The sequence below is a fragment of the Hydrogenibacillus schlegelii genome (genome assembly GCF_001653195.1).
GTDB classification, from domain to species: Bacteria; Bacillota; Bacilli; order Thermicanales; family DSM-22653; genus Hydrogenibacillus; species Hydrogenibacillus schlegelii.
In genome coordinates this window covers 46,453-69,879 of the sequence record NZ_JXBB01000063.1, presented here as the reverse complement: position 1 = coordinate 69,879, position 23,427 = coordinate 46,453, and the positions used below count along the sequence as shown (strand labels likewise).

The 23,427-nt window shown below is 69.8% G+C and carries 17 protein-coding genes and 2 pseudogenes; 4 read left to right on the top strand and 15 right to left on the bottom strand.

Annotated features, from left to right (window positions below; all coding sequences use genetic code 11):
• Nucleotides 1-31: 31 nt before the first annotated feature.
• The 12 genes and pseudogenes from pnpS to dnaE all read right to left on the bottom strand — a co-directional run bounded on the left by pnpS (nt 32) and on the right by dnaE (nt 16,890).
• A complete protein-coding gene (gene pnpS / locus SA87_RS11775; RefSeq protein ID WP_156516550.1) occupies nt 32-1,810 on the bottom strand; it encodes a two-component system histidine kinase PnpS in 1,779 nt (592 codons plus the stop codon).
• 5 nt (nt 1,811-1,815) lie between these two features.
• Nucleotides 1,816-2,529: a response regulator transcription factor gene (locus SA87_RS11770; RefSeq protein WP_066203520.1), complete on the bottom strand. Its 714-nt coding sequence runs from the start codon at nt 2,527-2,529 to the stop codon at nt 1,816-1,818.
• Between the two features lie 153 nt (nt 2,530-2,682).
• Nucleotides 2,683-3,621: a malate dehydrogenase gene (gene mdh, locus SA87_RS11765; RefSeq protein WP_066203517.1), complete on the bottom strand. Its 939-nt coding sequence runs from the start codon at nt 3,619-3,621 to the stop codon at nt 2,683-2,685.
• A complete protein-coding gene (gene icd / locus SA87_RS11760; RefSeq protein ID WP_066203663.1) occupies nt 3,618-4,928 on the bottom strand; it encodes an NADP-dependent isocitrate dehydrogenase in 1,311 nt (436 codons plus the stop codon). The genes mdh and icd overlap by 4 nt, the downstream gene beginning before the upstream one ends.
• Before the next feature lie 196 nt (nt 4,929-5,124).
• Nucleotides 5,125-6,243 (bottom strand): citrate synthase, encoded by a 1,119-nt coding sequence (locus SA87_RS11755; RefSeq protein ID WP_066203514.1) that lies wholly within the window; start codon nt 6,241-6,243, stop codon nt 5,125-5,127.
• Between the two features lie 272 nt (nt 6,244-6,515).
• Nucleotides 6,516-7,049: an acyl-CoA thioesterase gene (locus SA87_RS11750; protein WP_245637731.1), complete on the bottom strand. Its 534-nt coding sequence runs from the start codon at nt 7,047-7,049 to the stop codon at nt 6,516-6,518.
• 71 nt (nt 7,050-7,120) lie between these two features.
• Nucleotides 7,121-8,863, bottom strand: a complete 1,743-nt coding sequence (pyk, locus tag SA87_RS11745) for a pyruvate kinase (protein ID WP_066203507.1) — start codon at nt 8,861-8,863, stop codon at nt 7,121-7,123.
• A 34-nt stretch (nt 8,864-8,897) separates the two neighbouring features.
• Nucleotides 8,898-9,857 (bottom strand): 6-phosphofructokinase, encoded by a 960-nt coding sequence (gene pfkA, locus SA87_RS11740; RefSeq protein WP_066203503.1) that lies wholly within the window; start codon nt 9,855-9,857, stop codon nt 8,898-8,900.
• 170 nt (nt 9,858-10,027) lie between these two features.
• Nucleotides 10,028-10,981 (bottom strand): annotated as a pseudogene (locus tag SA87_RS11735) (acetyl-CoA carboxylase carboxyltransferase subunit alpha); the annotation flags it as partial.
• Entirely contained in the window at nt 10,959-11,810 is an 852-nt protein-coding gene (gene accD / locus SA87_RS11730; RefSeq protein ID WP_082718174.1) for an acetyl-CoA carboxylase, carboxyltransferase subunit beta, read from the bottom strand. The gene accD and the pseudogene SA87_RS11735, both read right to left, overlap by 23 nt.
• A gap of 353 nt (nt 11,811-12,163) precedes the next feature.
• Nucleotides 12,164-13,372: pseudogene (locus tag SA87_RS11725) on the bottom strand (NAD(P)-dependent malic enzyme); the annotation flags it as partial.
• Between the two features lie 86 nt (nt 13,373-13,458).
• Entirely contained in the window at nt 13,459-16,890 is a 3,432-nt protein-coding gene (dnaE, locus tag SA87_RS11720) for a DNA polymerase III subunit alpha (RefSeq protein ID WP_066203495.1), read from the bottom strand.
• An 87-nt stretch (nt 16,891-16,977) separates the two neighbouring features.
• Here dnaE and SA87_RS11715 point away from each other — a divergent pair, with 87 nt between their 5' ends.
• On the top strand, nt 16,978-17,289 hold the full coding sequence (locus SA87_RS11715) for a YtrH family sporulation protein (protein ID WP_066203492.1): 312 nt from the start codon (nt 16,978-16,980) through the stop codon (nt 17,287-17,289).
• Nucleotides 17,290-17,423: 134 nt separating this feature from the next.
• Complete coding sequence (locus tag SA87_RS11710) at nt 17,424-17,906, top strand: sporulation membrane protein YtrI (protein ID WP_156516548.1); 483 nt, start codon at nt 17,424-17,426, stop codon at nt 17,904-17,906.
• Nucleotides 17,907-17,917: 11 nt separating this feature from the next.
• On the opposite strand, the gene SA87_RS11705 is transcribed toward SA87_RS11710, so the two are convergent.
• The 3 genes from SA87_RS11705 to SA87_RS11695 all read right to left on the bottom strand — a co-directional run bounded on the left by SA87_RS11705 (nt 17,918) and on the right by SA87_RS11695 (nt 20,349).
• Nucleotides 17,918-19,231, bottom strand: coding sequence for a DRTGG domain-containing protein (locus tag SA87_RS11705; protein ID WP_066203485.1), 1,314 nt, complete (start codon nt 19,229-19,231; stop codon nt 17,918-17,920).
• 19 nt (nt 19,232-19,250) lie between these two features.
• Nucleotides 19,251-19,517 carry a hypothetical protein gene (locus SA87_RS11700; RefSeq protein WP_066203482.1) on the bottom strand — a complete coding sequence of 89 codons (267 nt, stop codon included), beginning with the start codon at nt 19,515-19,517 and terminating at the stop codon, nt 19,251-19,253.
• 145 nt (nt 19,518-19,662) lie between these two features.
• On the bottom strand, nt 19,663-20,349 hold the full coding sequence (locus tag SA87_RS11695; protein WP_066203479.1) for a metal-dependent hydrolase: 687 nt from the start codon (nt 20,347-20,349) through the stop codon (nt 19,663-19,665).
• A 179-nt stretch (nt 20,350-20,528) separates the two neighbouring features.
• Here SA87_RS11695 and SA87_RS11690 point away from each other — a divergent pair, with 179 nt between their 5' ends.
• Nucleotides 20,529-22,163: a YheC/YheD family protein gene (locus SA87_RS11690; protein WP_245637736.1), complete on the top strand. Its 1,635-nt coding sequence runs from the start codon at nt 20,529-20,531 to the stop codon at nt 22,161-22,163.
• A gap of 155 nt (nt 22,164-22,318) precedes the next feature.
• Entirely contained in the window at nt 22,319-23,398 is a 1,080-nt protein-coding gene (locus tag SA87_RS11685) for a YheC/YheD family protein (protein WP_066203473.1), read from the top strand.
• The last annotated feature ends 29 nt before the right edge of the window (nt 23,399-23,427 follow it).

Here is a 23,427-nt window from a genome sequence, read left to right as displayed (position 1 = left end):
GGGCGCAGACTCGTTCCGGTCGTCCGGGCGTTTATCCGTCCGGATCGGTGCGGAGCGTTCCTCCGCCGGCCGCCGGCGGGCGGCGCCCGTCGTCCCCCCGAGGCCCGCCGCCTTCGTCCCGGGGCGGCGGCGTTTCTTCGGCGTCCCGGACCTTCGGCAGCCGGACGAAAAACGTGCTGCCGACCCCTTCGGTGCTCTCGACCCAGATCATGCCGCCGAGGAGCTCGACGAGGTGCCGGACGATCGAAAGGCCTAAGCCGGTGCCGCCGGAGTGCCGGGAGCGGGCCTTGTCGACCCGGTAAAACCGCTCGAAAATCCGGTCGAGGTCCCGCCGCGGGATGCCGATGCCGTTGTCCTCCACCGAGAGGACGACCGTCGCTCCTTCGTCGACGGCCCGGACGACGGCCCGCCCGTCCTCCGGCGTGTACTGGATCGCGTTGACGACAAGATTCAGCATAATCTGTTTGAGGCGGTCGTAATCGCTCTCGATCTGAAGCGCCGGATCGACGTCGGCCGACAGGGCGATTCGCTTCTTCTCCGCTTCCTTTTGCACCGTGAGGAGAACATCGTCGACGAGCGCCTTGACCCGGACGGGGCGAAAGTCGAGGGGAAGCCGCCGCTGCTCGATCCGGGACAGATCGAGGATGTCCTGGATGAGCCGCTTCAGCCGCTCGCTTTCGTTGTAGATGATCTCGACGAACCGCCGGGCCGCCTCCGGCGACTCAAGGGCGCCGTCGAGGAGCGTCTCGGCAAAGCCCTGGATCGACGTCACCGGCGTCTTCAGCTCGTGGGAGGCGTTCATCACAAATTCGCTCCGGATCCGCTCGAGGCGCCGGATGTCGGTGATGTCGTGGACGACGAGGAGGAGGGCGTCGAGCCGGCCGTCGTCGTCAAACAGGGGCACGAGGTGGGCGTCCAACACCCGCTCCTCCGGAAAGTACAGCTGGAGTTCCCGCCGGGCGGCCGCCTTGGTCTCCAGCACCCGCTCGACGAGCTCCGAAAGCTCGAAGTGCCGGAACGCCTCGACGTGGTGCCGGCCGACGGTCGGCCGGTGGGCGAGGTGGAGGAGCCCCTCTGCCGCCCGGTTGACGAAGACGACCCGCCCCCGGGCATCCAGGAGGACGACGCCGCTCGTCATGTTCATGAGGATGTCGCCGAAGCGCTTTTCGTCGTCCCGGATGCGCTTCATCTGAAGGGCGAGCGACCGACTCATGGCGTTGATCGCCGCCGTGAGTTCGGCGATCTCGCCGTAACCGCGGACGTCGACGGTGACGCCGTAGTGCTCGTCGCTGATCAGCCGGGCGACCTCGGCGACCTGCGTCACCGGCCGGGTCACTTCCGTCGCCACCCGGTAGACGAAAAGCGAAAGGAGCCCCAAGAGGACCATCCCGCCGAGGAGTCCCGGACCCCAGGGGCCGGAGAAAAGGTCGTCCCGGCGGCCGGCGGCTTCCGTCACGACGAGCGTCACCGGAGCGCCGGCCGGGCCGGCCAGGACGACGGGCCGGCGGAAGGAAAGCGCCCCTTCGTCCGACGGCGCACCGAAAACGGCCAGCGGCCGGCCGCCGGCGCCTTCGAGGGCAATTCGGACGCCGGCGGCGGCCGCAAGCCGAGGCAGAAGGGCCTCCGCCTCCGCCGGCGTCCGGCCCTCCAGCGCTTCGGCGAGGGCGGCGGCGAGCGCCTCGCCGTGCCGGCGGGCTTCCCGCTCGAACGCCCGACCGACGACGAGCGCCTCATACAAAAAAAAGACCGCAAAGGCGACGAGGACGACGCCGAGGACGTAGGCGGTCAGCCGGAGGCGAAGGCTCTGCACGGACGTCACCCCTCGGCGACGTCTTCCAGCCGGTCTTCCAGCTTGTACCCGAGGCCGCGGATCGTTTTGATGTACCGGGGCCGCTTCGGATCGTCTTCGAGTTTTTCCCGGAGATGGCTGATGTGGACGTCGACGATGCGGGAGTCGCCGACAAATTCGTAGTTCCAGACGTGGTTCAGGAGCTGTTCCCGGGTCAGCACTTTGCCGCGGTTTTTGGCCATGAAGAAAAGGAGGTCATACTCGCGCGGGGTGAGCTCGACCGGCTGGCCGGCGCGGCGGACTTCGTAGCGGCCGAAGTCGATCTCGAGCTCGCCGATCGTCACCAAAAGCGGCTCCTCGGCCCGGCGATCGCCACCGTCCGTCCGCCGGATGACGGCCTTGATCCGGGCGAGCACTTCGCGGATGCGAAACGGCTTCGTGATGTAGTCGTCGGCTCCGAGCTCAAGGCCGAGCACTTTGTCGAGCTCTTCGTCCCGGGCGGTGATCATGAGGACGGGGATGCGGATGTTTTTCGCCCGCATCCGCTTGAGGACTTCCATCCCGTCGAGCCCCGGGAGCATGAGGTCGAGGAGGACGAGATCCGGCGGGTCCGTTTCGATCCACTGCAGGGCTTCCCGTCCGTCCTGACAGCTCGCGACGTCGTACCCGGCCTTTTCCAGGTTGAACGAAAGGAGGGTGATGATCGACGGTTCGTCGTCGACGACGAGGATACGCTTCATCGCACCACCCTTCTCCAACCGTTCCTCCCCTTCGCGCTTCGTCCCGTGTCGCGCCACCCATTTCAGATCATATCACGTCGGGGGACAAAATAGAAGGCCGGCCGGGCGAGAAAACAAAACGGCGGTGCCCGAAGGCACCGCCGCGAGGCATGCTCAGTAGCCGATGACGGCCATGACCCGCCGGACCGACTCGACGGAGCGGGCGAAGGCGGCTTTTTCCTCTTCCGTGAGCTCCAGCTCGATCACCCGTTCGACGCCGCCGGCGCCGAGGATCGTCGGCACGCCGACGTAAAGGTCGGTGTAGCCGTATTCGCCCGAAAGGTAGGCGATCGCCGGGAGGATGCGCTTTTCGTCCAGCAGGACGGCCTCCGCCATCTCGACGAGGGCCGCCGCCGGGGCGTAATAGGCGCTCCCGGTGCCGAGGAGGTTCACGATCTCGCCGCCGCCCTTCCGCGTCCGCTCGACGATGGCGTCGATCGTCGCCCGGTCGAGCCAGCGCTCCAGCGGGATGCCCCCGACGTACGAGTACCGGATGAGGGGGACCATATCGTCGCCGTGGCCGCCCAGGACGAAGCCGGTCACGTCCCGGACCGACACGCCGGCCGCCTCGGCGACGAACGTCCGGAAGCGGGCGGTATCGAGCACGCCCGACTGGCCGAACACCCGCTCCTTCGGGAAGCCGGTCGTCCTGTAGACGACGTACGTCATGACGTCCGCCGGATTCGTGAGGACGAGGACGAGAGCGTCCGGCGCGTGGCGCTTCACCGCTTCCGCGACGCTCCGGACGATGCCGGCGTTCGTCGTGACGAGATCGTCGCGGCTCATGCCGGGCTTTCGGGCCATACCGGCGGTGATGATCACGAGATCGGCGCCGGCGATGGCGGCCTCATCCGCCGTCCCCGTCACCCGAACATCCCGGCCGAGGATCGGCGTCGCTTCGAACATGTCGAGGGCCTTGCCCTTCGTCGGGTTTTCCTGCTGGGGGATGTCGACGAGGACGACGTCGCCGAGCCCCCGTTCGACGAGCATGAAGGCGGTCGTCGCGCCGGTGAATCCGGCGCCGATGACGGCGATCTTTTTCCGGCGGATCATACCCGGGCCTCCTTCGGCTGCATGTTTCGGATGAGGGCGTCGCCGAATTCGCTCGTCTTGACTTCCGTGGCCCCTTCCATGAGCCGGGCGAAGTCGTAGGTGACGATCTTCTCCCCGATCGTCCGGTCCATCGCGTCGAGGATGAGGTCTGCCGCCTCGTGCCAGCCCAGATAGCGGAGCATCATCTCGCCGGAGAGGATGACGGACGACGGATTCACCTTGTCGAGGCCGGCGTACTTCGGGGCCGTGCCGTGGGTCGCTTCGAAGACGGCGTGGCCGGTCTCGTAGTTGATGTTCGCCCCGGGGGCGATGCCGATGCCGCCGACCTGGGCGGCGAGGGCATCGGAGATGTAGTCGCCGTTTAGGTTCATCGTGGCGATGACGTCGAACTCGTCCGGTCGGGTGAGGGCCTGCTGGAAAAAGATGTCGGCGATGACGTCCTTGACGAGGAGCTTCCCCTGGGCCAGGGCTTCCTGCTGGGCGGCGTTCGCCGCCTCGACGCCCCGTTCGGCCTTGATCCGGTCGTAGGCGGCCCAGGTGAACACCCGGTCGCCGAACTCCGCCTCCGCCACCTCGTAGCCCCAGTTGCGGAACGCTCCTTCGGTGAATTTCATGATGTTCCCTTTGTGGACGAGGGTGACGCTCCGCCGCTTGTTTTCGAGGGCATAGCGGATCGCCGCCCGGACGAGGCGCTTTGAGCCTTCTTCGGAGACCGGCTTGATGCCGAGGCCGCTCGTTTCGGGGAAACGGATTTTGTTGACCCCCATCTCCTCCTGCAGGAAGCGGAGGACCTTCTTCACTTCCGGCGATCCGGCCGGCCACTCGATGCCGGCGTAGATGTCTTCGGTGTTTTCCCGGAAGACGACCATGTCGACGAGCTCCGGCCGCCTGACCGGCGACGGGACGCCCCGGAAGTGCCGGACCGGCCGGACGCAGGCGTAGAGGTCGAGCTCCTGCCGGAGGGCGACGTTGAGGGACCGAATGCCGCCGCCGACCGGCGTCGTGAGCGGACCCTTGATGGCGACGAGGTACTCCCGGATGGCGGTGAGGGTGTCGTCCGGAAGCCATTCGCCGAACGTCCGGTACGCCTTTTCACCGGCAAAGATTTCAAACCAGACGATCTTCCGGCGGCCGCCGTAGGCTTTTTCGACCGCCGCGTCGAGCACCCGGGAGGCGGCCCGCCAGATGTCCGGCCCGGTGCCGTCGCCCTCGATGAACGGGATGATCGGCCGGTCCGGAACGACGAGCCGGCCGCCCCGAAGGGTGATTTTTTCGCCGTCCGTCGGGGGGGTGAGCGTCTTGAACACGGCGTTCCCTCCTTTTTCCACGCTTGGGCTCTTTTACCTTAACGAAGGCGGGGACCGGCGTCAACGCCGGTCCCGAGCGAACGGATCGAGAGGCCAAAGGGCGGCACGATCCGCGCATCGGCGACCTCGGAGCATCGACGACCGGAAACGGGCCAGGCCGCCGGCGCCGCCCGCTCGGCCGACCGTCGGCCGCGCGTCAGCCGCGCGCCTCGATCGGCACGTACGAGACGTTCTTCGGCCCGACGTACTCCGCCCGGGGCCGAATCAGGCGGTTGTCGGCGTACTGCTCGAGGATGTGGGCCGTCCAGCCGGCCATCCGGCTCATGGCGAAGATCGGGGTAAAGAAATCCCTCGGGATGCCGAGGCTGTGGTAGACGGTGGCGGAGTAGAAGTCGACGTTCGGCTTTAAGCCTTTGAGGGCGCCGACGAGCGCTTCGATGGCCTCCGACATCTGGAACCAGTGGGGTTCGCCGATCTTGGCCGTGAGCCGCTCGCTCATCCGTTTGAGGTGCCTTGCCCGGGGGTCGCCCTGTTTGTACACCCGGTGGCCGAAGCCCATGATCCGCTCTTTTCGCTCAAGCTTTTCCCGGATGACCGCTTCGACCCGCTCCGGCGTTCCGATCTCCTCGAGCATCTTCATCACCTGCTCGTTGGCACCGCCGTGCAGGGGGCCTTTGAGGGCGCCGAGGGCGGAGACGACGCCGGAGTAGAGGTCGGCGAGCGTCCCGACGGTCACGCGGGCGGCAAACGTCGAGGCGTTGAACTCGTGGTCGGCGTGGAGGACGAGGGCTTTGTCCAGAGCCTCCACGGCTTCCGGCTCCGGCTTTTGGCCGTGGAGCATGGCGAGGAACCGTTCGGCGGTGAAGGCGCTTTCGGTCTCGAGGATCGGTTCCTTCCCCTGCCGGAGGCGATGCCAGGCGGCGATGAGGGTCGGCGTCTTCGCCACGAGGCGGACGGCCTTCCGGATGTTCGCCGCCTCGGTCATGACGTCGGCCTCCGGGTCGTAAAGCGCGAGGGCGGAGACGGCCGTCCGGAGGACGGACATCGGATGGGCGTCTTTCGGCGCCCGCCGGAGGAGTTCGAGGACGTCGTCCGGCACTCGGGCTTCCTCGAGCAGGGCCGACCGGAGGGCGTCGAGCTCCGAACGCTTCGGCAACCGGCCGTGCCAGAGGAGGTAGACGACCTCTTCGAAGTTCGACCGCTCGGCGAGGGTGTCGATGTCGATGCCGCGGTAGAAAAGCATGCCGTTTTCGATCGCGCTGATGGCCGACTCGGCGGCGACGACGCCTTCCAGCCCTTTGGCGACGGTGGTCATCGGCCTCACCCTTTCTCGATCGTCTCTCGCCTGGGTTGTGAAAGCGGTAACCTGCCTCTGATTCCATGATACCGCATTTTGACCGGTTTGTGAAGGATTTTAAAATCGGGTTTCGCTATGCAAAACAAACAGCGGCTTCGAGCCTCCCGTTTCGCCCGCCGCCCTTAGTGTGTCCGAAGGCGCAAAAAACCGCCGGGAACACCTCCCGGCGGTCGAGGTCAGCCGCCATCATGCCGCTCCGCCGATTTTATCGCCCGGACCGATGCCGGGCCTCAGGCGTAAGCGGTCGGCGGAGGGAATCCTTCGGCCGGTGCCTCGTCCCCGGGGCGGTCGGCGCCGCGGCGCTTTGCATCGCGGCGATCGTGCCCCGGATTGAGGAGCGTCGCGAGCCGGGCGTACATCTCCGGCCACGCTTTTTTGAGCGGCCGGGGGCGAAAGGAGCGATCGACCCACGCGTGGTGGGTCTCCCCTTCGGCGATCCGGCCGCCGTCCGGCCGCTCGACGGTGTAGAAGAAGGCGAGGCGAAGGGGTCCGAAGGCGACCGGCCGGGCCCGAACAACGAGCGGTTCGTCGTACCGGGCCGCCTGAAGGTAGGACACCCGGGCGTCGGTGAGGGGGAGCAAAAGCCCCCGCGCTTCGAATTCGGCGTACGGGACGGCGTGCGTGCGAATCCATTCCGTCCGGCCGAGTTCAAACCAGACGAGGTACTGGGCGTGGTAGGCGACGCCCATGGCGTCGGTCTCGCTGTAGCGGACGCGAATCGGAACGGCGACGTCCGGCGCCGCCAAGGGATGCGGGACGTTCACGCGGATCGCCTCCTGGGCGGGGCGCCGCCGGCGGCCCCCGCTTGATCGGACTCCCGGCGCGGACGGTTCGATCAGAGGACGTTGGCCCGACCGAGGTAGACGTGGCCGTGGCGGGCGTCGACGGTGATGATCGAACCGTCGGCGACGCTTTCGGTCACCCCTTCGGCGCCGACGACGACCGGCCGGCCGAGCTCGAGGCCGACGATCGCCGCGTGGGACGTAAGCCCCCCCACTTCGGTGACGATGGCGCCGGCGCGGGCCATGAGGGGGACGAGCGTTTCGTCGGTCTCGACGGTGACGAGGATGTCGCCGTCGGCAAAGGGCCGCTTCGGCGCCCCGCCGCGCCCGATGACGTAAGCCCGGCCGGTGGTGACGCCGCCGCCGATCCCCTGCCCCCGGGCGAGGATGTCGCCGATGACGTGGATTTTCATCAGGTTGGTCGTGCCGGATTCGCCGAGGGGGACGCCGGCGGTGAGGACGACGAGCTCGCCCCGCCGGACGTAGCCGGCGTCCAGCGCCCGGGCGATGGCGTCTTTCATCATCTCGTCGGTGTTCTGAAGCGAGGCGCCGAGAAGCGGATAGACGCCCCAGACAAGGCGGAGCTTCCGGAGGACGGAGCGGTGGGGCGTGACGGCGACGATCGGCTGCACCGGCCGGTATTTGGCGATCATGCGGGCGGTAAAGCCGCTTTCCGTCGGCGCGATGATCGCCGCGGCGCCGAGGCGTTCGGCGGCTTCCCGGGCGGCACGCCCGATGACGTCGGTCGTCGACGGCTCCGGCCCCAAAGCGCCGATCGGGCGGCCGGCGAGTTCCCGCTCGGCCCGGACGGCGATCTTGACCATCGTCTCCACCGCCTCGACGGGATAGCGGCCGGCAGCCGTCTCGCCGGAGAGCATGACGGCGTCGGTGCCGTCGAGGATGGCATTGGCGACGTCGCTCGCTTCGGCCCGGGTCGGCCGGGGCCGCTCCTGCATGGAGTCGAGCATCTGGGTGGCGGTGATGACGGGTTTCCCGGCCCGGTTGGCGAGGGCGATCAGGCGCTTTTGCACGTGGGGGACGTCTTCCGGCGGGATCTCGACGCCGAGGTCGCCCCGGGCGATCATGAGCCCGTCGCTGGCGGCGAGGATCGCCTCGGCGTTTTCGACGCCTTCGGCGTTTTCGATCTTGGCGATGATCGAAAGCCTCGCGCCGGCCTCCTCAAGGACGCGCCGGACGGCGTGGACGTCGTCCGCCGTCCGGACGAAGGAGGCGGCGATGAAGTCAAACGCGTGCTCGATGGCAAAGCGGATGTCCGCCTCGTCCTGGGCGTCGACCGCCGGGAGGTTGAGGCGGACACCGGGGACGTTGATGCCTTTTCGGTTTTTGAGCACGCCGCCGTTTTGCACCCGACAGACGACGTCGTCGCCGTCGATCGCCTCGACGACGAGGGCGATGAGGCCGTCGTCGATGAGGATCGTCTGGCCGGGCCGGACGTCCCGGGCGAGGTGAGGGTAGCTTACGCTCACGCCGCCAGCGTCTCCCACCCGCGGACGGGGGGTGAGGACGAAGCGGGCGCCTTCTTCGAGGCGGACCGCGCCGCCTTCCACCTCGCCGGTCCGAACCTCCGGCCCTTTCGTGTCGAGGAGGAACGCCACCTCCCGCCCGAGGCGCCGGGCCGCCTCCCGGACGACGGCGACGCGCCGGGCGTGTTCGGCGTGGTTGCCGTGGGAGAAGTTGAACCGGACGACGTCGCAGCCGGCCTGCAGGAGCCGGAAGGCGATGTCGGGCGACTCCGAAGCCGGGCCGATGGTGCAGACGATCTTCGTCTTCCGCACCGCATCACGTCCCTTTCGTTGGGGTCTTTCGACTTCAGATGGACAGCATCCGGGCGAGTTCGATGAGAGACGCCATGAGCGGTTTTTCGCCCCGGAAGACGTCGGCAAGCGGGACGTCGACGATCGCTTCGCCCCGGATGCCGACCATGATGCCGCTTTGACCGGCCAGAAGCCGCTCGACGGCCCGGGAGCCGAGCCGCCCGGCGAGGAGCCGATCTCGGGCCGATGGCGTGCCGCCCCGCTGGATGTGGCCGAGGACGCTCGCCCGGGTCTCGAACCCCGTCCGCCGCTCGATCTCCTTGGCGAGCGCCGCGCCGGACATGACGCCTTCGGCGACGATGAGGATGCTGTGGCGCTTGCCCCGCTCTTTGGTCTGAATGAGCCGCCGGGCGATGGCGTCGAGGTCGAACGGCACTTCCGGAACGATGATCGCCTCCGCCCCGACGGCGAGGCCCGCCCAGAGGGCGATGTGGCCGGAGCGGCGGCCCATGACCTCGACGACGAACGTCCGCTCGTGGCTCGTCGCCGTGTCGCGGATCTTGTCGATCGCCCAGGCCACGGTGTTGATCGCGGTATCAAAACCGATGGACTCGTCGGTGCCGGCGATGTCGTTGTCGATCGAGGCCGGGATGCCGACGACGGCGATGCCCCGGCGGTGGAGCGCCTCGGCCCCCCGGAGGGAGCCGTCGCCCCCGATGACGACGAGGCCGCCGATGGCGTGCTCCCGGAGGACGCCGACGGCCGCCTCCTGGCCGGCCTCGGTCTTAAACGCCTCGCTCCGGGCGGTCTGGAGGATCGTTCCGCCCCGGTGGACGATGTCGCCGACGGACCCGAGGGTCATCGGCTTGAGGCGCCCTTCCAGAAGCCCCTGAAAGCCGCGATCGATGCCGTAAACTTCGACGCCGTCGTAAAGGGCCCGGCGGACGACGGCCCGGATGGCGGCGTTCATCCCCGGGGCGTCGCCGCCGCTCGTCAGGACCGCGATGCGCTTCATCGGCCGCCCTCCTCCTGTTCGGCCCCATCGCCGTCGACCGCATCGCCCCTCCGCGTCCCACCGGATGCGGCCGGGGCCTCGTCTTCGGTGGCCGAAACGGCGGCGACGGCCGACTCGGCGGCGCCCGGCCCGTCCCGGAAGCCGGGGGCCGCCGCGGCGCCCTCGGCAAAGAGCGACGTGTAGCGTCCGATGCGGCGATATTTGGCATAGCGGCCCTCGACGAGGGCCTCCGGTGAGAGCGGCAGCAGTTCCTCGAGGGCGGCCTTGACGGCGGCCTTGATGCGGCGGATCGTCTCGGCCTTGTCCCGGTGGGCGCCGCCCAGAGGCTCCGGGATGATGCCGTCGATGATGCCGAGCGCGAGGAGGTCCTGGGCGGTGATCTTCATCGCCACCGCCGCCCGCTCGGCTTCTTTGGCATCCTTCCAGAGGAGCGCCGCCGCCCCTTCCGGCGAGATGACGGAATACCAGGCGTGCTCCAGCATCAGGATCCGATCGCCGACGCCGATGCCGAGCGCGCCGCCGGAGGCGCCTTCGCCGACGACGACGACGACGATCGGCACGCGAAGGCCGCTCATCACGCGGAGGTTCCGGGCGATCGCCTCGCTCTGCCCCCGCTCTTCCGCCGCCTTGCCGGGGTAAGCGCCGGGGGTGTTGAGGAGGGTGATGATCGGCCGGCCGAACTTTTCCGCCTGCTCCATCAGGCGAAGGGCCTTCCGGTAGCCCTCCGGGTGCGGCATGCCGAAGTTCCGGGCCAGGTTTTCTTTCGTGTCGCGGCCCTTCTGATGGCCGATCACGGTCACCGGAAGGCCGTCCAGAAGGCCGATCCCGCCGACGATCGCCGGGTCGTCGCCGGTGAGGCGGTCGCCGTGGAGCTCGAGAAAGTCGGTGAGCATCCCCTCGGCGATCTCGAGGGTCGTCGGCCGGTCGGGGTGTCGGGCGATGAGCACCTTCTGCCAGGGGGTGAGGTTCCGATAGGTCTCTTCCTTGAGCGCCTGCAGACGGGCGGACAGGCGGGCCACCTCCTCCGAAAGGTCGAGGCCCTGTTCCTCCATGAAGCGCCGAAGCTCCGCGATCTTGGCCTCCAGCGCAACCAGCGGCTCTTCAAACGGAAGGCGCTTTTCCACCGCTTCGCCCCCTTCGGGCGTGGACGGCCAACACCCGGGCCAGGACGTCCCGCATCTCCTTCCTCGGCACGACGGCGTCGATCTGGCCGTGCCGGAGCAAAAACTCCGCCGTCTGAAAGTCCGGCGGAAGGGCCTCGCGGATCGTCTGCTCGATGATCCGCCGTCCGGCGAAGCCGATGAGGGCCCCCGGCTCGGCGAAGAGGTAGTCGCCGAGCATGGCGAAGCTCGCCGACACGCCGCCGGTCGTCGGGTGGGTGAGGACGGAGATGAAGAGCCCGCCGGCGCGGTGAAACCGCTCGATGGCGGCGCTCGTTTTGGCCATCTGCATGAGGGAAAGCATCCCTTCCTGCATCCGGGCGCCGCCGGAGGCGGCAAAGATGATGAGGGGATAGCGCTTGATGCGGGCGTTTTCGATCGCCCGGGTGATCTTCTCGCCGACGACAGAGCCCATGCTGCCCATGATGAAGCGGCCGTCCATCGCCGCGAGGACGACCGGGTGCCCTTTGATCGTCCCCTCGCCCGTCATGACCGCTTCGGGAAGGCCGGTCGCTTCCATCGCCTGCTCGAGCTTTTCCGGGTAGCCGGGAAAGCCCAAAGGATCGGTGCTCACGAGGTCGGCGTCGTATTCAAAAAAGCGGCCCCCGTCGAGCGTGACGCGAAAGCGGTCCGGCGCGCTCATCGGAAAGTGGTGGCCGCACTTCGGGCAGACGAAAAGGTGCTGTTCGAGCTCCCGGCGGTAAAGGAGGGCACCGCAGCGGGGACATTTTTCGATCAACCCTTCCGGCACGTCGCCGGGCCGCTCGGGAGGCGGCGGAAGCGGCCGCGGCAGGCGGCGGGAGGCGCGATTTTTGCGGAAGATCTCCCGCCACTGTTTCACCGGCGACCGCCCTCCTCCGCGTCGGAAGCCGCCAGACGGCCGCCGTCCGGGCCGGCGCCGTCCGCCGACGGCCGGTCGGACGATCCGGCCGCTTCCGGCCGTTCGGCCGCCGGGAGACCGGTGCCTTGTCCTCCGGCGTCCGGCCGGCTTTCGTTCGCGCCCGAGCCTCGGGGATCGCTTCCTCCCGGGCCGAACGGCGCATCGCCGGCCCAGGCGCCCCCTTCCGGCGGCTCGGCCGGCGGCGGAAGCGGGCCGAGGTCCCGCCCCGCGTCCCACGCCTGCCGGAGGCGACGGACGCGGTCGAAGGTGTCCCGGTAGATCGCCTCCGGGTCTTTCCGCCGGCGGGCGACGCCGGTTTCCATCGCCGCCCGGGCGACCGCCCGGGCGACGGCCGGCGCGACCCGCTCGTCGAACGGCGACGGGATGACGTAGTCCGGCCGGAGGGCTTCCGGCGGGATGAGCTCGGCGATGGCGCGGGCGGCGGCGACCTTCATCTTTTCGTTGATCGTCGTCGCCCGGACGTCGAGGGCGCCCCGGAACAGGCCCGGGAAGGCGAGGACGTTGTTCACCTGGTTCGGGTAGTCGGACCGGCCGGTGCCGACGACCGCCGCGCCGGCGGCGAGGGCCTCTTCCGGCATAATCTCCGGCACCGGGTTGGCGAGGGCGAAGATGATCGGCCGCTCGTTCATCCGCGCGATCATGGCTTTCGTGAGGGAGCCGCCGACGGAAACGCCGATGAAGACGTCGGCGCCCTCGAGGGCTTCGGCGAGGCCCCCCGTCCGGCGGGAGCGGTTCGTGAGCCGGGCAATCTCCTCTTTGATGGGGTTCATGCCGACGGTCCGGCCTTCGTAGAGGATTCCCTTGGTGTCGACCAGGATGATGTGCCGGACGCCGACCGACAGGAGAAGCCGTACGATGGCCACGCCGGCGGCGCCGGCGCCGCTGACGACGACCCGGATGTCCGGAAAGGTCTTGTCGACGAGCCGGAGGGCGTTGATGAGCCCCGCCAGGGTGACGATCGCCGTCCCGTGCTGGTCGTCGTGAAAGACGGGAATGTCGAGGCGCTTTTTGAGCCGCTCCTCGATTTCGAAGCACTTCGGCGCGGCGATGTCTTCGAGGTTGATGCCGCCGAACGTCGGTGCAAGGCGCGTCACGAGGTCGACGAAGGCGTCGACGGAGTCGCCGTCGACGACGAGGGGAAAGGCGTCGATGTCGGCAAACGCCTTAAACAAAAGCGCCTTCCCCTCCATCACCGGCAGGGCCGCCTCGGGGCCGATGTTGCCGAGGCCGAGGACGGCCGTCCCGTCGGAGATGACGGCGACGAGGTTTTGCTTGATCGTGTAGTCGTAGACCCGCTCGACGTCCTCGTAAATCTCCTTGCACGGTTCGGCGACCCACGGCGAGTAGGCGAGGGACAGATCCGCCGACGATCGGAGCGGCACTTTCGGTCGGACGGCGAGCTTGCCGCCGTTTTCCCGGTGCAGCCGGAGGGCGGCGAGGCGCATGTCCATCATAACGGGGCTTCGCTCCTTCATAGGCTGGCGATGGTGCCTTCATTTTAAACCAATTCGATCGCCGGCCGCCACCGGCGTCCGGCGCCTTACCGGCGCCGGGCGTCGTCCGGCGCCGGGCGGAGGGCGACGCCGTCCGGGCCGAAGAGGGCCCGGGCGGCCTTTAAAAAGGTCAAGGAGGGGGTCACGGCGTACCGCTCGGGGAGCATCCGGACGCCCCGGCGCTCGTCGACGAGGAAGACGGGGCTTTCCCCGGGATGGTCGAGAAGAAGCCGCCGGAGCGCTTCAAGCTTGCCGGTGACGCGATCGGCCTCCCGCACCCGGACGAACACCGCCCGCCGGCCCTCGCCGTCGGCGGCGGACAGGGCGAGGCGCCGCGCGACGTCGTCGAGGGGACGGGCGTCGTCGACGGCAAGCCGGACGGCCTCGCCGTCGTGGAGCACCCTCCCCCGGAAGAGGTAGAGCGCCCCGGGCCGGAGCGCCTCCCGGAGCAGCCGGTACGCCTCCGGAAAGACGACGGCCCACAGGCGGGCGGTTAAGTCGTCGAGGAACAAGGACGCCATCGGTTCGCCGCGGCGGGTCGTCCGGGGCCGGACGGCGACGAGCTCGGCGGCGACGCGGACCCGTTCGTCCGGCCGGTGGGTGGAAAGGGCCGCGAGACGCGTCACCGACGGATGCCGGAGAACGGGCATAAAGCGATGAAGCGGGTGTTCGCCGAGGACGACGCCGAGGGCCTCCCGCTCGAGGCGGGCGAGTTCCTCGGGGGAATACGGATCGACCGCCCGGGCGGCCTCGAACGCCTCTTCCGGCGCCCCGTCGTCGGCAAACAGCGCCCCCTGCCCGGCGGTCTCGCGGAGGGCGTCCGCCCGGCGGTACGCTTCATCGAGGCCGGCGAGGAGCTTCGCCCGGTTGGCCCGGCCACCGGCGAGGGCGTCGAAGGCCCCGGCCACGATGAGGGCCTCGACGACCCGGCGGCTTACGGCCCGGGCATCGACCCGGACGAGGAAGTCGACCAGGGAGCGAAACGGCCCGTCCGCCCGGGCCCGCTCGATCGCCTCCGCCGCCTGCCGGCCGACGTTTTTGACGGGCAGAAGGCCGAAGCGGATCCACGGGCCTTCGACGCGAAAGAGGGCGGCGGAGGCGTTGATGTCCGGCCCGAGGAGCCGGATCCCTGCCCGGCGGGCGGCGTCGAGATAGGCGGCCGTCTTGTCGGCGTCGCCGACGACGCTGTTTAAAAGTTCGGCGTAAAAATACAGCGGATGGTGGGCCTTCAAGTACGCCGTCTGATAGGCGATGAGGGCGTAGGCGACGGCGTGGCTTTTGTTGAAGCCGTAGTCGGCGAAGCGGACGATGAGGTCGTAGACGGCCTCCGCCTCGGCCTTCGGCACCCCCCGCCCGACGGCCCGCTCGACAAACCGCGTCCGCTCTCCCTCGAGGGCGGAGCGGTCTTTTTTCGCCACCGCCCGCCGGAGAAGATCCGCCTCGCCGAGGGTGTAGCCGGCGAGGGCCTCGGCGATCCGCATGATCTGCTCCTGGTAGACGATGACGCCGTACGTCGGCTCGAGGATCGGCCGAAGGGCCGGGTGGGGATAGCGGACCGCCTCCGGGCGGCGCTTCGCCCGAAGGTACGCCGGAATCTGGTCCATCGGGCCCGGCCGGTAAAGGGCGATGGCGGCGACGAGGTCGTCGAAGGCGCTCGGCCGAAGCTCGACGAGGAGCCGCCGCATCCCCGGCGACTCCAGCTGAAAGACGCCGTCCGTCTCCCCTCGGGCGAGCATCCGGTACGTCTCCGCATCGTCGAGGGAAAGCGTCCGGAGGTCGATCTCGGCGACGCCGGCGCGGGAGAGCGACCGGACGGTCCGGTCGAGGAGGGAGAGGTTCCGGAGGCCGAGGAAGTCCATCTTGACGAGGCCGAGGCGTTCTAAGTCTTCCATCGGAAACTGCGTCACCGCGCCGCCGGCGCCGGGAAAAAGCGGCACGAGGCCGTCCAGCGGCTCCGGCGCGAGAACGATGCCGGCGGCGTGGGTCGAGACGTGCCGCGGCAGGCCTTCGATCCGCCGGGCGATGTCGAAAAGCCTCCGGATGTCCGGATTTTTTTCCCCTTCCGCCCGGAGGGCCGGATCGTCCCGGAGGGCCGCCTCGAGCGTCGCCCCCGGCTGCGCCGGGATGCGCTTCGCCAGCCGGTCGATGTCCGTCGGCGAAAGGCCGAGCGCCCTTCCGGCGTCCCTGAGGCTCATCCGGGCCGCCATCGTGCCGAACGTGCCGATGCCGGCGACGCGGTCGGCGCCGTATTTTTCCCGGACGTAGGCGAGCACCTCTTCCCGCCGGTCGTCGGCGAAGTCGATGTCGATGTCCGGGAGGCTTCTCCGCTCCGGGTTCAAAAAGCGCTCGAAGAGGAGGTCATACCGGAGGGGATCGACGTCGGTGATGCCGAGGGCGTAGGCGACGAGGCTCCCGGCGGCCGAGCCGCGCCCGGGCCCGACGGCGATCCCCCGGCGCCGGGCGTACGCGACGACGTCGGCGACGATGAGAAAGTAGTCGCTGAACCCCATCCGGACGATGACGTCGAGCTCGTGGTCGAGGCGCGCCCGGGCCGCGGCGGACGGCGCGCCAAAGCGACGCCGGAGGCCTTCTTCCGCCAGCGTCCGGAGCAGCCCGGCCGCGTCCCGGCCGTCTTCCGGCGGCACGGGAAACCGCGGGAGTTTCGGCGTTCCGTCCGGAAGATGCGCCGAAAGCCGCTCCGCGAGGCGGACGGCGTTTTGAAGCGCCTCCTTCGGCCAGGCCCGCCGGCCGAAAAACGCCTCCGGCGCGGCGAGGTCGTAGCCCCGGCCGGGAAGCCGCGGCCGAAGCGGGTCGGCGAGCTTCGTCCCGGCGGCGATGGCCAGAAGCACGTCGACGACCGGCGCTTCCGCCTCGTCAAGATACCGGACGTCGTTCGTCGCCACAAGGGGGAGGCCGAGGCGCCGGCCGAGCTCGACGCTGTAGGCGATGAGCTTTTGTTCTTCCGGCGTGCCGTGGTCCGTAAGCTCGAGGTAAAAGCCGTCGGGGCCGAAAACGTTCCGGTACCAGAGGGCCGCCTGGGCCGCCCGGGGGAGGTCGCCCTTCACGAGAAGCCGGCCGACCTCCCCCTCCGGTCCGCCGCTTAAAGCGACGAGCCCCTCGGCGTGGTCGGCGAGCGCCGCTTTCGTCACGCTCGGCCGGTCGGTTGCCGGATGGAGTTGGGCGAGGGTCGACAGGCGGACGAGGGAGCGGTAGCCCGCTTCGCCGTCGGCGAGGAGGACGACGTGGGCCGTCTCGCCGTCGTCGAGCGCCACCGCAAGCTCCATCCCGAGGATCGGCTTTACGCCGGCCGCCCGGCAGGCGTGGACGAACGGCACCCAGCCGGAGAGGACCCCATGGTCGGTGATGGCGACGGCGCTCATCCCTCGGGCCCGGACGGCTTCCGGGAGCGCCCCGACGCGGACGGTGCTCTGGAGCAGGCTGTATTCCGTGTGGACGTGGAGATGCACAAACGTCGACACCGCGAACTCCCCCCTGCGGACGTATGGGCGGGGACCGGCCTGCATACGGATGAAACGACGTCCGGCGCCCGAAAGGAGGCGCGCGCCGTGAGCCGCCTGATCACCGTCTTTTTCATCGCCTTCGGCATCACGCTGGGCGGAAGCCTGTTCGCCGGCCTCGCCGGCGTCCTCACCCGACAGGCGCCGTTCGAACTGATGAAAGAAGTCGCCGGCGAGCTCAAGCTCTGGGCCGTCATCGCGGCGATCGGCGGGGCGTTCACCGCCCTCCGCGGGATCGAAGAGGGGTTTTTGGGCGGCCAGCCGTCGTCCCTCGTCAAGCAGCTCTTTTATCTCGCCAGCGCCCTCCTTGGCGCCCAGGCCGCCGCCGCCCTCCTCCTCGCCGCCGTCGACCGCCGCTAGCGCGGGCGGACCCGAAGGGGGCCGGGGGGAGGAAAGCGGCGATCAGGGCACGGAACCGGATGGGGATGGCCTCGGAACGGATTCGGCAGCGTCGGACCGGATCCGGAAACGGGTGCGGAAAGGAAGGAGCGGCGGTGCTTTTGCCCCGACGGCCGACGGCGGAGGAGCGGCGCAGGCTGACCGCCTTCGTCTTCGGCCTCCTCGTCGGCGCTCTGTTCATGCTCCTCGAAGTCGGCGGTGAGCTGAACCGCCTCACCCTGGAACGGGCGCGGCTGATCACCGAAAACGCCCACCTCGCCGAGCGGCTGGCCAAGGCGGAGGACGAAAACGGCGCCTGGGATCGGCGGGTGCGGGTCAAGGACGTCGACATCCGCCTCGAGCCCCTCGAGAGCGCCCGGGTCGAGCAGGCGCTCCGCCGGCACCTCCTCGCCGACGCCCGCTTCCTCATCGGCAAAAGCATCGCCGACGTCGCCGACGCCGGCGACGTCCTCTTCCGGGCGTTCGACCGGCGGGCGGTCGACGTCGACGGCCGAACGTACGTCGTCCGCCTGAAAGGGCTCATCGTCGCGCCGACGCTCGTCCTCTACGTCGCCGTCGAACAAAAAGAAGGACCGTGACGCCGGAGCGCTCACCCTTCCCAGAGGTGGGCCCGGACGTACGCCTTGGCGGCCCGCCGGCCTTCGGCCTGGACGTCCGCCTCGAGCTGCACCGTCTTCCGGCCGGCATCGATGAAGGCCACGGCGATGTCGATCCGGCCGTCGATCGAGATCGGCCGGAGGTAGAAGACGTGGGCATCTTCGATTTCGTAGTCGCCGCGGAAAGCCCCTTTGAGGGCCCGGCGGGCCGCCTCGAGGATGAGGTTCGTGAGGACGCCGTTCGAAAGCACGCCGAACCGGTTCGACATCTGCGGCACGATGCGGGCGGAAAACCGGGCTTCGGCCCGGCCGAACGACTCGTCGCTCAGGTGGGCAAACATCAGGTCGTCGAACGTATCGCCGACCTGCGGCTGCTTCTGGAGCGTCTGCATCGCCTTCAGGACGTCCTTTCGCGTGAGGACGCCGACGAGGCGACGCTCGCCGTCGACGACCGGCATCAGGTGGATCCCGTCCCAGACCATCGCGTGGGCGGAAGCGGCGAGCGTGTAGTGGGGCCGGGCGCACGTCACCTCCGGCCGGACGATCTCCCGAAGGGGCGTCTCCGGATCGCGGCCGATCACATCCCGCGACGAGACGACGCCGTGGACGACGCCGTCATCGTCGACGACGGGAAAATGATGGTGCCCCGTCTCCTGCGACAGGCGCATGACCGCCCCCGCGTCGTCCGAAAGCGACACGTAGATCGTCCGATCCCGGGGGATCATCACGTCTTCGACCCGCAGGATCTCTTTTTTGATCAGATTGTCGTAGATCGCCCGGTTGATCATCGACGCGACGGTGAACGTGTCGTACGAGCACGAGATGAGGGGGAGCTTGAGCTCGTCCGCGAGCCGCTTCGTCTGCTCCTTGGCGTCAAAACCGCCGGTGATGAGCACCGCCGCCCCGGCGAGCAGGGCCATCCGGTGCGCCTCGTCGCGGTTGCCGACGATGAGCAAGTTTCCCGGCTCGACGTATTTCATCATGTCGTCGAGCTTCATCGCGCCGATGACGAATTTGTTGAGCCGCTTGTGCAGCCCTTCCCGGCCGCCCAGGACGACGCCGTCGACGATGGAGACGACCTCGGCGAAGGTGAGCATCTCCATCGTCTCGCGGCGCTTTTTTTCGATGCGGATCGTCCCGACCCGTTCGATCGTGCTGACCAGGCCGAGGGACTCCGCCTCTTTGATCGCCCGGTAGGCCGTCCCCTCGCTCACGCCGAGGGCTCGCGCGACCTGCCGGACGGAGATTTTTTCCCCGACCGGCAGGTCTTCAATGTACTTTAAAATCTGCACATGCTTGGTCGCCATCGCTGCCTCCGCCGCTTCGTCATCCCCCCGGCCGGCGGACGCCGGCGGGGGCCGGCCGCCGCTTCATCGCCGCGCGGGCGGCCTTGAGGCGGGCCCGGGCTTCCCGGACGGCAGCGTCCCGGCGGAGGGCCACGAGGTGGCCGCCGAGGGCCAAAAGGGCCACCGCCAGCCAGAGCGCGGCAAACCCCCGACCCCGGGGAGTCGCCTGCCAGATGCCGGAAAACCCGGCCCACGCGAGGATGAGGAGCCCGACGAACGCCCCTTTGACCGTCGTCCACGTTCGCACCGCCGCTTCCTCCTTTCTTTCCGACGCGGGAAAAGACGGCGGACCGGCGCCGGGCCAGACGCCGGGCCGCCTTTTGCCAGCGTATGCCGGCGGCGGCGCGGATAGGACGGGCCAAAATCGGACGGGCCAATCATAAGGTGATTTTTTACAAGGTGATTTGCTCGCCCGGACGAAGGGCCCGCCCTTCAATCCCCCGTTCGGCGAGGAGCCGGATGAAGGCGTCCGCATCCTGCCGGATGACGGGGAAAGTGTTGTAGTGGATCGGGACGACGAGCGGCTTGCCGAGCCATTCGGCGGCGACGACCGCCTCCGCCGGGCCCATCGTGAAGTTGTCGCCGATCGGCAAAAAGGCGACATCCGGCCGGTACAGCTCGCCAATGAGTTTCATGTCGCCGAAAAGCGCCGTGTCGCCGGCGTGGTAGAGCGTCTTCCCTTCGGCTTCGACGATGAGCCCTGCCGGCATGCCGGCATACACCGGACGGCCGTCCGGCCCCTCGACCGACGAGCTGTGAAACGCCGGCACCAGGCGGACGGTGCCGAACGGAAAGCGGTGCGCGCCGCCCAGGTTCATCGGATGAATCTCGACGCCTTGGGCGCCGAAGAGGCTCGCCAGCTCGTACGTCGCCACGACGGTCGCGCCGCGCTTTTTCGCCAGCGCCAGGACGTCGGCGGTGTGGTCGCTGTGGCCGTGGGTGAGGAGGATGTAGTCGGCTTCGGCCGCCGGGGCGGCGACGTCCGCCAGCGGGTTGCCCGTGAGGAAGGGGTCGATCCACACCCGGGTGGCGCCGATGACGAGCTCCACCGTCGCATGGCCGTGATAACGGATTTCCATCGGGGAGACCTCCTTGTTGAGCAGGCGGGAGGGCGGAGGCCCTCGCTGCCGATGCTCCGAATGATGGCCGGCCTTACGGCTATTGTACCGGAACCGACGCCCCCCCGTAAACCGATCGACCGCCGGCACCGGCCCACCGGCCGGTGCATACGATGCCAAGGCGATGACAGGAAGTGGGGATGCCGGTGGACCGTCTGCGCGCACGCGTGCTCGTCGACCCTGCCCTGCCCTCCGGCTTGGCCTGCCTCGTCCTGCCCGGAGGCGCCCGAAGGCGCCCCGACCCGACGGCCGCCGAACCGCCGAAGGCGCTCGCCATCGGCGGCACCCTGCCGATCCCCGTCACCTGCCTCGGCCAAGAAGCCGCCCTTTCCCCGGCCGGCGAACCCGAGGAGGCGGCCGCCCTCCGGCTCGCCCCGGCGGTGGCGGAAGCGTTGGCGTGGACCGAGCCGGCGATCCTGACCCTCGTCCGTTCGGGCTCCCTCCTTTTCGCCGGCCCGGTCGTCGCCGTCGTCACCGACGGCCGGACGCGGCCGGAAGACGACCCTCGGGCCCCCTTTTTCGTCGAGCTCGCCCGGGCGGCCCAGGCGGTCGGCGCCTTCGTCTACCTGACGGAGCCGAGCGCCCTCGACCCCGGCGCGCCGGCCGCGTCCGGCTGGGCGCTCACCCCCGCCGGGTGGCGCTACGGCCGGCGGCCTCCGCCCAACGCCATCGTGCCGCGCCTTCGCTCGCGCCGGGCGGAGCGGGCGGTGGCCGACCGCTGGACGGCGGCGTGGCGGGCGCGGGGCGCGATCGTGTTTCACACCCGGTTTTTGAGCAAATGGGCCGTCTACGAAGCGCTTTCCGATACCCCTCTCAGCCGCCATCTGCCGCCGACGGCGCTCCTCCGGCCGGAAGCCGGCGGTTTTCCGCTTTCAGGCGCCCCCGGGGCCGCGGAAGCGGGGCCGCCGGACGTCGGCGAAGAGGCCGCCGGCGGCGATGCCGAAAGCGGCGAGGCGGCCGGGGGCGCGGCCGGATCCGGCGTTCCCGCCGGTGTTCCGCCCGACCAAGGGGATGCCGAAGGCGATCCGGCCGGCGCGAAACCCGGGGGGGCCCGTGCCGCGGCGGAGACGCTTCCGTCGGACATCGGCGGGCCCGGGGGGGCTTTCGCCGGGGAAGCGCCCGCCGCCGGGCGCCCGGCCGTGGCGTGGTTTGTCAAACCGGAATACGGTTCCGAAGGGCGGGGCATCTGGCGCCTCGAGCGGCGGGGGGACGAAGCGATCGCTTTTTCCGCCCGCTCCCCGCTTCTCGGCGTCCGCGTTCCGACGGCCGCCCTGACCCGTTTCCTCCGGCGCCGGAGGGGTGAGAGGCGGTATGTCGTCCAGCCGGATCTCCGGCTGGCCCGCCTCGACGGTCGGCCGGTCGATTTTCGCCTCCTCGTCGTGCAGGAGGCGCCGGGAACGTTTCGGGTCGTTTCGGCGGTCGCCCGCCTCGGACCGCCCGGCCATTTCCTGACCAACCTGGCGCAGGCGGGCATCCTCCTGCCGGCGACCGAGGCCTTACGGCGCCTGGCGGAAGGTCAGCCGGTGCCCGCCCTTTCGGCGATGAAGCGCCTTGCCCGGGAGGCGGCCCGGTGGCTTCAGCGACGAACGGCGGAGGCCGGACCTTTGCTCGAGCTCGGCGTCGACATCGGCCTCGATGCCGCCGGGCGCCTCTGGATCATCGAGGTGAACGCCAAGCCGTCCAAACGCGGCCCGGGCGGCGGCGGCATCCGACCGAGCGCCCGCGCCCTGGCCCGGGCGTTCGTCCGCTGGTGGACGCCCGCCGGACCGCCCTAAGACCGGAGCGCCCGGCGCGGCGAAACGCCGGCGCCGACCGCGGCCGGGGCCCGTCCCCGAGGGGGCCGGGCGCTTCCCGGGATGACCGCGGACGATCGATCGATTTCCGGCGCCCGGGCGCCGGAACCGACGTCGAAAGGAGGCGGTCGGCGGCCATGCGCTTTTTCTTTCTGTACACGCCTTGCCCCGACGCCGGTCCGGCGGGGATCGCCGAGCCGCGCTACGCCGCGGCGGTCCTCGCGGCGGCCCGGAAGCTGGACCTTAAGGCGGAACGCCTCGCCGGGCCGGACGTCTTCCGGCAGCTTTCGGAGCTTCGGGGCGCCCTCGTCTACGACCGGACCGGACCGTGCCCCGGCGGCCGGCGGGGAGACGCCCGGCGCCTTCGGACGGCGCTCGCGGCCGCCGGCGCCTTCGTCATCGGTCGGCCGCTTCCGGACAAATGGGGCCAGTACGTCCGGCTTAACCGCCATCCCGCCCTCCGGCCGCACCTTCCGGCCCAGCGGCGCCTCGACGTTCCGGAAGACGTCTTCGCCCTCGGCGTTCCGGAGGTCGTCGTCAAGCCCCGCGCCGGCGCCTTCGGCGCCGGCGTCGTCGCCCTCCGGCTTGTGCCCCCTTACCGGGCGCGAGGGCGGGACGGGCGGCTCCGGCCGGTCGTTCGGACCTTTTCCGACCGGGCGGCGCTTTTTGCGTTTCTTGCGCCGGCCCTCGGGCGGGCGATCGTCCAGGAGCGGCTTTCGCTGACCGACGCCGGCGGCGAGCCGTTTGACCTCCGCCTCCTCGTTCAGTGGGAGACCGCCGGCGGCGGAGAGCGGATCCGCGTCGACGACTACGTCCGCCTCGGCCGGCCGGGGGACGTGGCGTCGAACCTCAAGCTGGGCGGCGCGGCGCTTCCCCCGGACGCCGCTGCCCGGCGCCTCGGGCGGCCGGAGCTCCTTTCCCTGCGGCCGGCCCTCACCCGCCTCGCCCGGGCGGTCGCCGATGTCTTTTCCGGTGATCCGGGCCGGATCGAGCTCGGCCTCGACGTCGGCCTCGATCGGGAAGGGCGCCTCTGGCTGCTCGAGGTAAACGGCAAGCCCGGGCGGGCGGGCCTCCTTCAGGCGTACGGCCCCGCCCGATATGAGAAAGCCGCCGAGGCGCTCCTCCGGACGGCCCTCGCCCGGTTCGCCCGGAGCGCCGGCCGCCCGCCGGAGGACGGCGAGGCCCGCCCTACGCCGCCCGATGAGCCTATCGGATGATCTTGCAGCAAGAAAGAAGGCGATCGCTC